Source organism: Streptomyces venezuelae (assembly GCF_008642375.1).
Taxonomy (GTDB): Bacteria; Actinomycetota; Actinomycetes; order Streptomycetales; family Streptomycetaceae; genus Streptomyces; species Streptomyces venezuelae_G.
In genome coordinates this window covers 5,693,269-5,705,534 of record NZ_CP029194.1, presented here as the reverse complement: position 1 = coordinate 5,705,534, position 12,266 = coordinate 5,693,269, and the positions used below count along the sequence as shown (strand labels likewise).

At 72.1% G+C, this 12,266-nt stretch carries 9 protein-coding genes; all 9 read left to right on the top strand.

From position 1 onward, the window contains the following. The first annotated feature begins 64 nt into the window (after positions 1–64). The 9 genes from DEJ46_RS26205 to DEJ46_RS26165 all read left to right on the top strand — a co-directional run bounded on the left by DEJ46_RS26205 (position 65) and on the right by DEJ46_RS26165 (position 12,266). Complete coding sequence (locus DEJ46_RS26205; protein WP_150270188.1) at positions 65–1,408, top strand: ABC transporter substrate-binding protein; 1,344 nt, start codon at positions 65–67, stop codon at positions 1,406–1,408. 136 nt (positions 1,409–1,544) lie between these two features. Beyond that, positions 1,545–2,426: a carbohydrate ABC transporter permease gene (locus DEJ46_RS26200; RefSeq protein WP_223835499.1), complete on the top strand. Its 882-nt coding sequence runs from the start codon at positions 1,545–1,547 to the stop codon at positions 2,424–2,426. 3 nt (positions 2,427–2,429) lie between these two features. After that, positions 2,430–3,353, top strand: a complete 924-nt coding sequence (locus DEJ46_RS26195) for a carbohydrate ABC transporter permease (protein WP_223835094.1) — start codon at positions 2,430–2,432, stop codon at positions 3,351–3,353. Between the two features lie 8 nt (positions 3,354–3,361). Further along, entirely contained in the window at positions 3,362–4,627 is a 1,266-nt protein-coding gene (locus tag DEJ46_RS26190; RefSeq protein WP_150270184.1) for a 6-phospho-beta-glucosidase, read from the top strand. After that, on the top strand, positions 4,618–5,601 hold the full coding sequence (locus tag DEJ46_RS26185) for an N-acetylglucosamine kinase (RefSeq protein WP_150270182.1): 984 nt from the start codon (positions 4,618–4,620) through the stop codon (positions 5,599–5,601). The genes DEJ46_RS26190 and DEJ46_RS26185 overlap by 10 nt, the downstream gene beginning before the upstream one ends. A gap of 309 nt (positions 5,602–5,910) precedes the next feature. Continuing rightward, positions 5,911–7,341, top strand: a complete 1,431-nt coding sequence (locus tag DEJ46_RS26180) for a hypothetical protein (RefSeq protein ID WP_150270180.1) — start codon at positions 5,911–5,913, stop codon at positions 7,339–7,341. A gap of 17 nt (positions 7,342–7,358) precedes the next feature. Continuing rightward, positions 7,359–8,408 carry a transporter substrate-binding domain-containing protein gene (locus DEJ46_RS26175; protein WP_150270178.1) on the top strand — a complete coding sequence of 350 codons (1,050 nt, stop codon included), beginning with the start codon at positions 7,359–7,361 and terminating at the stop codon, positions 8,406–8,408. A 55-nt stretch (positions 8,409–8,463) separates the two neighbouring features. Then, positions 8,464–9,741 (top strand): hypothetical protein, encoded by a 1,278-nt coding sequence (locus tag DEJ46_RS26170; protein ID WP_190622888.1) that lies wholly within the window; start codon positions 8,464–8,466, stop codon positions 9,739–9,741. Between the two features lie 59 nt (positions 9,742–9,800). Next, entirely contained in the window at positions 9,801–12,266 is a 2,466-nt protein-coding gene (locus DEJ46_RS26165; RefSeq protein ID WP_150274779.1) for a tetratricopeptide repeat protein, read from the top strand.

The window sequence follows — 12,266 nt, the reverse complement described above, 5'->3', positions numbered from 1 at the left end:
CCCACCGCCCGCCCCACGCCCCGCCCCTTCCGTCGTAAGCCCCTCGCCACAGGGAGACACCGTCATGCCCGTACGTCCGCGCAGAGCAGCCGCCGCGCTCGCCACCGCCTCGATCGCCCTCTTCGCCTCCGCCTGTACCGGATCCACCGAGAACAAGGCGAGCGACGACCCGAACGCGAAGACCACGATCACCTTCTGGCACGGCTGGTCGGCGCCCGCCGAGGTCAAGGCGATCCAGGCCAACGTCGCCCGCTTCGAGGCGGCCCACCCGAACATCAAGGTGAAGGTCGTCGGCGACATCAACGACGACAAGCTGGGCCAGGCGCTGCGCGCGGGCGGCTCGAAGGGCCCCGATGTCGTCTCCTCCTTCACCACCTCCAACGTCGGCAAGTTCTGCTCCTCGGGCGCGCTCGCGGACCTCAAGCCCTTCATCGAGAAGGACAAGCTGGACCTCGACAAGCTCTTCCCGGAGGTCCTCCAGAACTACACCCAGTTCGAGGGCAAGCGCTGCGCGATGCCGCTGCTCTCCGACGCGTACGGCCTCTACTACAACAAGGACGCGTTCAAGGCGGCCGGTCTCGACCCCGAGGCCCCGCCGAAGACCTGGTCCCAGTTCACCCAGGTCGCCAAGCAGCTCACCAAGGCCAAGGGCGACTCCTACGAGCAGCTCGGCTTCATGCCGAACTACCTCGGCTACGAGACCGTCGTCGAGCACTACATGTCGCAGTGGAAGCACAACGGGTACTTCGACGCCGAGGGGAAGTCGACGGTCGCGAAGGACCCGGCGTTCGCCGAGATGATGACGTACCAGAAGTCCCTGGTGGACGCGCTGGGCGGGTTCCAGAAGCTGGACAAGTACCGCACCACCTTCGGTGCCGAGTGGGGCGCCAAGCACCCCTTCCACACCGGGCAGGTCGCCATGCAGCTGGACGGCGAGTGGCGGCTGAACTTCGTCAAGGACGCCAAGGTGACCTTCGACGTCGGCGTCGCGCCGATGCCCGTCGCCGACGACGAGCTCGCCGAGTACGGCAAGGGCTACCTCTCCGGCACGATCATGGGCATCGCGCCGCAGAGCCAGAAGCAGAACGCGGCCTGGGAACTGATCAAGTACATGACCACGGATACCGAGGCCGTGGTGAACTTCGCCAACGACATCGGCAACGTCCCCTCCACGCTGGAGGCCCTGAAGTCCCCGAACCTCAAGTTCGACGCCCGCTTCAAGACCTTCCTGGACATCGCCCAGCACCCCGGGTCCACCACCATGGACGGCGCCGTGAACGGTGCCAGCTACCAGGAGACCCTCTCCGCCCTCGCCCACAAGTACGAGAAGGGCCAGGTCCCCGACCTGAAGAAGGCCCTCGCGGACACCGCCGCGCAGATCGACCGCGACATCGCCGCGACGAAGTGACGGCCGGAACCCACCCATGAGCACGGACACCCTGCCCGCGAGGAAGGAGGCGGCCGCCCCGGCCGCCTCCTCCCCCGGAGGACACAACACGCTGCGGCGCAAGCGCCGGCGCAACGCCCTGCGCACCCTGGCCTTCATGTCCCCCTGGCTGATCGGATTCGGCTTCTCCTTCGGCTATCCGATCGTCTCCACGCTGTACTTCTCGTTCATGCGGTACGACGGTCTCAACCCGCCGACCTGGCGGGGCCTGGAGAACTGGACGTACGTCTTCGCCGACCTGCCGAAGTTCTGGCCGGCGATGCAGAACACCCTCTGGCTGGCGGTCGTGATGGTCTCCTGCCGGGTCGTCTTCGGCCTCGGCGTCGGCCTCCTGATCACCAGGATCAAGACGGGCGCCGGAGTCTTCCGCACCCTCTTCTACCTGCCCTACCTGGCCCCGCCTGTGGCGGCGACGCTCGCCTTCGTCTTCCTGCTCAACCCCGGCACCGGACCGGTCAACTCGCTCCTGGAGGCGGTCGGCATCCCCGCCCCCTCCTGGTTCAACGACGCGGACTGGGCCAAGCCGGCCCTGACCGTCCTCGCCGTGTGGGGCGTCGGGGACCTCATGGTCATCTTCATGGCCGCGCTGCTCGACGTACCGAAGGAGCAGTACGAGGCCGCCGAGCTGGACGGCGCGTCACCGTGGCAGCGCTTCCGCTACATCACCCTGCCGAACATCTCCCCGATCGTCCTCTTCGCGGTCGTCACCGGGATCATCGGCGCGATGCAGTACTACACGCAGCCGATCGTGGCCGCGAAGGTCGCCTCGGGCGTGATGGGCGGCTCCGGCCAGAGCTTCCAGCCGGGATATCCGGACGACTCCACGCTGACCCTCCCGCAGCTGGTCTACAGCCTCGGCTTCAGCCAGTTCAACTACGGCGCGGCCTGTGTGGTGGCGCTCGTGCTCTTCGCCTTCTCCATGGCCTTCACCGCGCTCCTCATGCGACGGCGCGGCGGCCTGATCGGCTCGGGTGACTGAACCATGACGACCGCGACCCTCCCCGACCGCACCGACCCCTCCGGCCTCCCCGGCCGTCCCGGCCGTCCCGGGACGGCGAGTCCCGCCCTGCGGCGGGCCCGCCGCAGGGCGCTGCTGCACTGGATCGCCGTGCACTCGCTCGGCATCGCCGCCGCCCTGTTCTTCGTGCTCCCGTTCGTCTTCGTGTTCCTCACCTCCCTGATGAGCGACGACCAGGCGCTCACCAGGGACCTGACGCCGAACTCCTGGCACTGGGACAACTACCTCAAGGTCCTCGACACACCGGGCTTCCTCACCTGGTGGAAGAACTCCCTGCTCTACGCGGGGCTCGGCACCGTGCTCGTCGTGGTGTCCTCGATACCCGTGGCGTACGCGCTCGCCAAGTTCCGCTTCCGCGGCCGGCACCTGTCGCTGCTGCTCGTCATCTCGATGATGATGCTGCCGCCTCAGGTCGTGATCATCCCCATGTACCTGTTCTGGGCCAAGCAGATGGACCTCTCCGGCACACTGTGGCCGCTGATCATCCCGATGGCCTTCGGTGACGCGTTCGCCATCTTCCTGCTGCGCCAGTTCCTGCTGACCATCCCGGACGAGTACGTCGAGGCCGCCAGGATCGACGGGTGCGGAGAGTTCCGCACGCTGATCAGGATCGTGCTCCCGATGGCGAAGCCCGGCATCGCCGCCGTGGCCCTCTTCCAGTTCTTCTACAGCTGGAACGACTACTTCGGGCCGCAGATCTACGCCTCCGAGAACCCGGGCGCCTGGACGCTGAGCTACGGCCTGGAGTCCTTCAAGGGCGCGCACCACACCGACTGGAATCTGACCATGGCCGCGACCGTCCTGGTCATGGCCCCTGTGATCCTCGTCTTCTTCTTCGCCCAGAAGGCGTTCGTCGAGGGAGTCACACTGACCGGAGTGAAGGGCTGAATCACACCATGAAGCTCGCTGTCGTGGGGGGCGGTTCCACCTACACCCCCGAACTGATCGACGGATTCGCGCGGCTGCGCGACACCCTGCCCATCACCGAACTCGTCCTCGTCGACCCGGCCGCCGAGCGGCTCGAACTCGTCGGCGGGCTCGCCCGCCGCATCTTCGCCAAGCAGGGCCACGAGGGGAGGATCGTCACCACCTCCGACCTGGACGCCGGGGTCGAGGGCGCGGACGCCGTCCTGCTCCAGCTCCGCGTCGGCGGCCAGGCCGCCCGGAACCAGGACGAGACCTGGCCGCTGGAGTGCGGCTGCGTCGGCCAGGAGACCACCGGCGCCGGCGGCCTCGCCAAGGCGCTGCGGACCGTCCCGGTGGTCCTGGACATCGCCGAGCGGGTCCGGCGCACCAACCCGGACGCCTGGATCATCGACTTCACCAACCCCGTCGGCATCGTCACGCGCGCGCTGCTCCAGGCCGGGCACAAGGCCGTCGGCCTGTGCAACGTGGCGATCGGCTTCCAGCGGAAGTTCGCGAAGCTCCTCGACGTCGCCCCGTCCGCGGTCCACCTCGACCACGTCGGGCTCAACCACCTGACGTGGGAGACGGGTGTGCGGCTGGGCGGTCCTGACGGCGAGAACGTGCTGCCGCGGCTGCTCGCCGAGCACGGCGACACCATCGCCGAGGACCTGCGCCTGGAGCGGCCGGTCATGGACCGCCTCGGCGTCGTCCCCTCGTACTACCTGCGGTACTTCTACGCGCACGACGAAGTCGTGCGGGAGCTCGGCACCAAGCCCTCGCGGGCCGCCGAGGTCGCCGCGATGGAGAAGGAACTCCTGGAGATGTACGGGGACCCGGCGCTCGACGAGAAGCCGGCGCTGCTCGGCAAGCGCGGCGGCGCCTTCTACTCGGAGGCGGCGGTGGACCTGGCCGCCTCCCTCCTGGGCGGCGGGGGTTCGCCGTACCAGGTGGTGAACACGTACAACAACGGCACGCTGCCGTTCCTGCCGGACGACGCCGTCATCGAGACGCAGGCGGCGGTGGGGGCGGACGGCGCGGTGCCGCTGCCGGTCGCGCCGGTGGACCCGCTGTACGCCGGGTTGATCGCGAACGTCACGGCCTACGAGGACCTGGCCCTGGAGGCGGCGCTGCGCGGTGGCCGCGACCGGGTGTTCAAGGCGCTGCTCGCGCACCCGCTGGTCGGTCAGTACGCCTACGCCGACGGCCTCACGGACCGGCTGATCGCGCACAACCGGGAGCACCTCGCGTGGGCCTGACCGGAAGTCTGCTGGCCGTCGACGCCGGCAACAGCAAGACCGACGTCGCCGTCGTCGCCGAGGACGGCACCGTCCTCGGCGCGGCGCGCGGCGGCGGATTCCAGCCTCCGCTGGTGGGGGTGGAGACGGCGGTCGACGCGCTCACGGAGATCGTCGGCAGGGCGTGGGAGGCGGCCGGCGGCGCCGGGCTCCCGCCCTCCTTCGCGCACGTCACGGCCTGTCTCGCCAACGCCGATCTGCCCGTCGAGGAGGAGGGGCTGCGGGCCGCGCTGGTGGCGCGTGACTGGAGCCGGTCCGTGCGGGTGCACAACGACACCTTCGCCATCCTGCGGGCCGGGCTCGACGAGCCGCGGGGCGTGGCGGTGGTGTGCGGCGCCGGGATCAACTGCGTCGGGATGACTCCGGACGGCAGGACCGCGCGGTTCCCCGCGCTCGGGAAGATCTCCGGGGACTGGGGCGGCGGCGCCGGTATGGCCGAGGAGGCGCTCTGGTACGCGGCGCGGGGCGAGGACGGGCGCGGTGAGCCGACCGAGCTCGCCAGCGCGCTGCCCGCGCACTTCGGTCTGGAGTCGATGTACGCGCTGATCGAGGCGGTGCATCTGGGCCGGATCGCGTTCGCGCGGCGGCACGAGCTGACGCCGGTGCTGTTCCGGGTGAGCGCGGCGGGCGACCCGGTCGCGCTGGCGCTCGTGCACCGGCTCGCCGAGGAGGTCGCCGCGATGTCCGCGGTGGCGCTCGGGCGGCTCGGGCTGCTCGACGAGGAGGCTCCGGTGATGCTGGGCGGCAGCGTGCTCGCCGCGCGCCACCCGCAGTTGGAGGACCGGCTGGTCGAGGCCCTCGGTGCCCGGGCGCCCAAGGCGACGATCGGCTTCGTCACCGCGCCGCCGGTCCTCGGGGCGGGGCTCCTCGCCCTGGACGAGGTGGCGGCCGGCCCGGTGGCTGCGGCCCGGCTGCGGGAGCACTACGAGGCCTGAGCCGGGGGCCGGTAGGCCCGAGCGGGGCCGGTACGAGGCCTGAGCGAGGGCCTGGTTCGGCGTGGTTGCGGGGCGCTTCTTCGGTGGGGAGAGGCGCCCCGCACGCATGTTCACCTGTTCGAGCGACAGTCGGAACGGAACCGATCCACGCCGGGGGACGTATTCAACGTGAGGGGGTTCGCCCGCGGATGTGCCGGGGGCATGAGGCACGATAAGAACAAGATCGCGTCATTCCCGGTGTGCGGGCAGGCCCCTGAGGCCATACTGCTGGCCGGACGGACCGACGTCAGCGACCCAGGGGGAGGTCAAGTGACATACCCGCCGAACGCGCCCGCCGCGCAGGCGACGGCGCAGGGCACGGCGCCCGCACCGGCGCGCCCGGGCACGGTGCCGGCGCAGCCCTCGGCCGCGCCCGCCGGCGGTCCGCCCGCGGGACGCGGAGCCTGGTCCGTCGGGCGCGAGCGGCTCCGCGAGGCCGCGACGACCGAGCCCGGCCGGCTCCAGATCCTCGGGGCCGTACTGGCTCTGCTCGTCGTCGCGTTCGGTGCCGTCACCGCCCTCGAGGTCACCGACCGCGGCTCCGCCGCCGACGACGTGGTCAGCCGCAGCCAGCCGCTGAGCGCCGACGCCGCCGCCGTCTACCGCTCCCTCGCCGACGCGGACACGACCGCCGCCAGCGGCTTCCTCGCGGGCACCCTGGAGCCCGCGGACTCCCGCGAGCGGTACGCGGCGGACATCGCCACCGCGGCCCGCCTCCTCGTGAAGGCCGCGGCGAACACCGAGGGTTCGAGCGAGTCGGCCCGCGAGATCACCACGCTCAACGAACAGCTGCCGCGCTACACGGGCCTGATCGAGCGCGCCCGGGCCGCCAACCGGCAGGGCCTGCCGCTCGGCGGCGCCTATCTGCGGTACGCGAACCAGCAGATGACCGGTGAGCTGCTGCCGGCCGCCGAGCGGCTGTACGCGGCGGAGACCCGGCGGCTCCACGAGGACGACGACTCCGCCCGCACCTGGCCCTTCCTGTCGCTCGGGCTCGGGCTGCTCGCCCTCGCCGTGCTGGCCTGGGCGCAGCGCCGCAACTACGTCCGCACCCACCGGGTGTTCAACCAGGGCCTCCTCGCCGCGACCGCCGCCTCGCTGGTCGTGCTGGTCTGGCTCCTCGCCGCGCACACCGTCGCGCGGGCCGAGCTGAACAACGCCCGGGCGCACGGGCAGGAGTCCCTCCAGCTTCTCAACCAGGCCCGGATCAGCTCGCTCACGGCCCGCGCCAACGAGAACCTCGCCGTGGTCTCCCGGGGCTCCGTCCTCACGGAGGACGGCAAGAGCGACAAGTACGAGGCGGACTACACGGCGAGCATGACCGTCCTGACGACCGCGCTCGCCTCGGCGCGGGAGCTCGCCGACGACGACGCCGGGCGCAGCCCCGTGGACGAGGCGGCCTCGCGTACGGGCGAGTGGCAGAAGCGCCACAAGGCGGCCCGCGCCGAGGACGAGGCCGGCAACTTCGAGGGCGCGCTCAGCCGGATCGTCGGCGCCAAGGAGACGACGGGCCAGTCCTTCGACCAGGTCGACGCGGCCCTGGAGCGGGCCCTCGCCCACGAGCAGGCCGAGTTCACCCGCTCCGCCGCCGACGCCAGGGACGCGCTGGCGGCCCTGCCGCTGGGCGCGGCGGCGCTCGGGATCCTGGGCGCGGCGGGCGCCGTGCTCGGCATCAACCGCAGACTGTCGGAGTACCGGTGAGGGCGAGAGGGGGCGGCATGCCGAACGGCACGGACCCGCTGGTGCGGCGGGCCGCACAGCGGCTGCGTGGCTGGGGCGGGGTTTCCGCCATGGCCGTGGCCTGTGGGCTCACCGCCTCGCTGACGCTGCTGCCGCTGGCGCACGACGGAAGCGGCGCGGCCGCGACGCCCCGGACGACCGGTCCCGGCCACGGTGTGGGCACCGGGGTGCAGGTCGTCGACCGGGCCGCGGCGGACACCTGCGAGAACCCGGAGGCCTCGCTCCGGCCCGACTCGGCGGACGGCCCCTCGATCCAGGCGATCAAGGCGCGCGGGAAGCTCGTCGTCGGCGTCGACCAGTCCAGCTACCGCTGGGGCTACCGGAACCCGGAGAGCCGCACTCTGGAGGGGTTCGACATCGATCTGGCCCGGGCCATCGCGCGGGACGTCCTCGGCGACGAGAACGCGGTGATCTTCCGGGCGATCCCGACGAACCAGCGGATCGCCGCGCTGGACAGCGGCAAGGTCGACCTCGTCGTGCGCACGATGACGATCAACTGCAAGCGGATCCAGCAGGTCGCCTTCTCCACCGCCTACTTCCGGGCCGGGCAGCAGGTCCTGGCGCCCAAGCTCGCCAAGGACATCACCGGCTACGACTCCTCGCTGCGCGGCAAGCGGATCTGCACCGCCGAGGGGTCCACGGCCTACGAGGAGCTGGAGAAGAACTCCTTCGGCGCGGTCTTCAAGGACGACGCCGACGGCACCAAGGACGACAAGGACCTGCTGACCGTCCCGAACCAGCTGGACTGTCTGGCCCGGCTCCAGCTCGGCGAGGTCGACGCGGTCGTCACGGACAACGCGCTCGCGGCCGGTCAGGCCGCCCAGGACCCGGCGGTCGAGCTCAAGGGCCGGCCGTTCACCACGGAGTACTACGGGGTGGCCGCCAAGCTCGGGAACGACGACCTGGTCCGCCGGGTCAACAAGGTCCTCGTCGACTACCGGAACGGCCCCTGGCAGAAGGCCTACGAGCGCTGGCTGAAGGCGGACCTGCCCGGGATAACCGGGCCGCCCGAGCCCCTCTACAAGTGACCCGGCCGGCAGCCCCGGCAAGCAGCCCCTGTACCCGCGGCGGAAGAGGTGATCGATGGGCGTCACGGGACCTCCTGGGCCGGTGATGGACCGGGACGAGGTGGACCGTGCGCTGGCACGGCTCGGCGCCGAGCACAAGGCGATCGAGGACTCTCTCCTCGCCCTCCAGGACCACGCGGGCCGCAGGCTGCTCGAAGGCGCCGAGCTGACCGGCACGACCCGGGACCGCTGGGCGTCCGCCGAGCGGACCATCACCCTGCTCTGGACCTGCTTCGACGTGTACGCGGGCGCCCTGCGGGATGCCCATGAGGTGCGGGCGCGGCGCCGCTGGCCCGGGCGGGACGAGCTCGTGGAGCTGACCGACCGGCTGCGCGGCGAGAGCGTCCTCGTCGCGGGCGGGGCGGGGGAACAGGGCCTGCTCTCCGAGCGGTTCACGCTCGAAGGGCTCGTCCGCCGGATGAACGAGCTGTACGCCTCCTCGCTCGACGTGGTCGTCACCTCCGACGCCGTCTGGTCGGCGCTGCCCGCCCGGATAGACCTGCTCGCGGCGGAGCTGGGCCGGACGCGCTCGCTCGCCCACTCGGTGGGCGTGCGGCCCGGGGAGCACCCGGCCGGCGACGAGCTGGAGGACATCACCGCCGAGCTGACCTTGCTGCGCGCGCAGGTCGTGACCGATCCGCTCGCCTTCTGGCGGCCCGCCGTGGGCAGTTCGGCGCCGGGCGGAGGACGGCCGGACACCGAGCGGTACGACCGGGCGGCCCTGGCGCTCGAGGACATCCGGCGCGAGATCGAGGCGGTCCTCGCGGTCCGGCAGGACTCCGAGGACCGGTTGCTGCGGCTGCGGGACGTGCTGTCCCGGGCGGACCGGACGCTCACCGAGGCGCGGTCCGCGCGCGGCGAGGTCCTCGCGAAGATCGCCGCCTCCGAGGTGCCGGCCGTCAGCGGGCCGCCGACGGCGCTCCAGGAGCGGCTCGTGGCGGCCGCCGAGTACCGCAGACACCAGCAGTGGCACCGGCTCTCCCCGCTCCTGGACTCCCTGGAGCGGGAGGCGGAGGACGAGTTGATGCGGGCCCGCGAGTCGCTGACCGCGGTCACGGCACCGCTCGCGGTCCGGGCCGAGCTGCGTGGCAGGCTCGACGCGTACAAGGCGAAGGTGGCACGGCTGGGGGCGGCGGAGGACCCGCTGCTCATCGAGCGGTACGACACGGCACGCCGGATGCTGTGGAGCGCGCCCTGCGACCTGCGGGTCGCGGAGCAGGCCGTGCTGCGCTACCAGCAGGCCGCGGCGGACGTACTGTCCGGCCCGAGAGATGCCGGAGGACGACAGTGGTGAGCGGGGAGACGGGCGTGGGGAGCTGTCAGCGTCCTTCGTGCGAGGGTTCGTACGAGGACATGGGAGGCGGCGAGCTGTACTGCGACACCTGCGGGCTCGCCCCGGTCGTCGCGCCCGGAGGTCTCATCGGTTCGACGCCGACCGGCATCGCCGTGCCCGGCAAGGGTGCGGGCGGTGTCGGAGGGCCGGACTCGAGCTCCTCGCGGAGCAGTTCGCGGGCGTCCTCGCGCGCCTCCTCGCGCTCGTCGACCTCCCGCCGTTCGGTCTCGGGCCGTCTCTCGCGCTCGCTCTCCGGGACCTCCGGTGGCCGCTCGGTGTCGGTGCGCAGCTCGGGCACGTCGACCGGGCAGTCCGCCCGGAACCGGCTGGGCGCGGGTCTGGTGACGATCCCGGAGGTGCCGCGTCCGGACCCGCGGGGCGCGGTGATGGAGAACCCGGAGGTCCCCGAGCGGAAGCGTTTCTGCTCCCGCTCCGACTGCGGGGCGCCGGTGGGCCGTTCGCGCGGTGACCGGCCGGGCCGTACGGAGGGCTTCTGCACCAAGTGCGGACACCCGTACTCCTTCGTGCCGAAGCTGCGCGGCGGGGACATCGTCCACGGCCAGTACGAGGTCGCGGGCTGCCTCGCCCACGGCGGTCTGGGCTGGGTCTATCTCGCCGTCGACCGGGCGGTCTCCGACCGGTGGGTGGTGCTCAAGGGCCTGCTGGACACCGGCGACCAGGACGCGATGGCCGCCGCCATCTCGGAGCGCCGCTTCCTCGCCGAGATCGAGCACTCCAACATCGTCCGGATCTACAACTTCGTCGAGCACCTCGACCAGCGCACCGGCTCCCTGGACGGCTACATCGTCATGGAGTACGTCGGCGGCAAGTCGCTCAAGGAGATCGCCAACGACCGTCGGAGCGCGGACGGCCGTCGGGACCCGCTGCCGGTGGAGCAGGCCTGCGCCTACGGCATCGAGGCCCTGGAGGCGCTCGGCCATCTGCACAGCCGGAACCTGCTGTACTGCGACTTCAAGGTCGACAACGCCATCCAGACCGAGGACCAGCTGAAGCTCATCGACATGGGCGCGGTCCGGAGGATGGACGACGACGAGTCGGCCATCTACGGCACGGTCGGCTACCAGGCGCCGGAGGTGGCCGAGGTCGGCCCGTCGGTGGCCAGCGACCTGTACACGGTGGCGCGGACGCTGGCCGTGATGACCTTCGACTTCCAGGGCTACACGAACGTGTTCGTGGACTCCCTGCCGGACCCGGAGCACATCGCGGTCTTCCGGACGTACGAGTCGTTCTACCGCTTCCTGATCCGGGCCACGGATCCGGACCCGGCGCGGCGGTTCTCCTCCGCGCAGGAGATGGCGGAGCAGCTGACGGGCGTCCTGCGGGAGGTGGTGGCGCTCCAGTCGGGGCGTCCGCGTCCGGCGCTGTCGACGCTGTTCGGCACGGAGATCCGGGTGACGGACACCACGCTGTTCGCCGAGCTGACGGAGGACGTGTCGCTGCTCGGGGCCAGGAACCGGAAGGGCTCGGCTCCCGGATCGGCTCCGGGCTCGGCTCCCGGATCGGCTCCGGCCGCGGCCGGGCCCGGGCTCGGGTGGCTGCTCGGGGCGCTCGACGCGCCCGCCACCGCGCTCGCGCTGCCCGTGCCGCGCGTCGACACGAGCGACCCGAACGCCGGGTTCCTCGCCGGTCTGGCGGCCGCCGCCGCCGGCGAGCTGCTCGGCGCGCTCCAGGCCGCGCCCGCGCCCTCCACCGAACTGCGGCTGCGCACCCTCCGGGCCCACCTGGAGCTGGGCGACGCGCCCACCGCCGTACGGACCCTCGGTGCGCTGGAGGAGCGGGACCCGGACGACTGGCGGGTCGTCTGGTACCGGGGCGTGACCTCGCTGGTGACCGGCGACCACGAGCACGCGGCGCTGGCCTTCGACGCGGTCTACGACGCCTTCCCCGGGGAGCCGGCGCCGAAGCTGGCCCTCGGGATCTGCGCCGAGGTCCTCGGCCAGCTGGACAACGCCGCCGAGTACTACCGGCTCGTGTGGGCCACCGATCCGAGCTTCGTCAGCGCGGCCTTCGGGCTCGCCCGGGTGCAGCTCGCGGCGGGCGACCGCGCCGGCGCCGTACGGACCCTGGAGTCCGTGCCGGAGGCCTCGATCCACTACACGGCCGCCCGGGTCGCGGCCGTGCGGGCGCGGCTGCGGCGGCGCCCGGCGCACGAGCCGCTCGGCGGCGAGCTGACGGCCGCCGCGGCGCAGGTCTCCGCGCTCCAGGGCTTCGGTCTCGACGCGGTCCGCCGGGAGCAGTTGGCCACGGAGGTCCTCGGGACGGCCCTCGACTGGGTACTCTCCGGTAGTCCCGGTGCGGCACCGGGCGGCGGCGCGCTGCTGCTCGGAAGTGAACTGGACGAGCGCGGACTGCGCTTCGGCCTCGAACGCTCGTACCGGGTGCTGGCCCGGCTCGCCCAGCGGGGCGAGGAGAGGATCGAACTGGTGGAGCGGGCCAACCGCTTCCGCCCCCGGACGTGGGTGTGA

Excerpts from the sequence above, each read along its gene's own strand:
- DEJ46_RS26165 (WP_150274779.1), top strand. The coding sequence starts at position 9,801 with ATGGGAGGCGGCGAGCTGTACTGCGACACCTGCGGGCTCGCCCCGGTC.
- DEJ46_RS26205 (WP_150270188.1), top strand. The coding sequence starts at position 65 with ATGCCCGTACGTCCGCGCAGAGCAGCCGCCGCGCTCGCCACCGCCTCG.
- DEJ46_RS26175 (WP_150270178.1), top strand. The coding sequence starts at position 7,359 with ATGCCGAACGGCACGGACCCGCTGGTGCGGCGGGCCGCACAGCGGCTG.
- DEJ46_RS26170 (WP_190622888.1), top strand. The coding sequence starts at position 8,464 with ATGGGCGTCACGGGACCTCCTGGGCCGGTGATGGACCGGGACGAGGTG.
- DEJ46_RS26195 (WP_223835094.1), top strand. The coding sequence starts at position 2,430 with ATGACGACCGCGACCCTCCCCGACCGCACCGACCCCTCCGGCCTCCCC.
- DEJ46_RS26200 (WP_223835499.1), top strand. The coding sequence starts at position 1,545 with ATGTCCCCCTGGCTGATCGGATTCGGCTTCTCCTTCGGCTATCCGATC.
- DEJ46_RS26190 (WP_150270184.1), top strand. The coding sequence starts at position 3,362 with ATGAAGCTCGCTGTCGTGGGGGGCGGTTCCACCTACACCCCCGAACTG.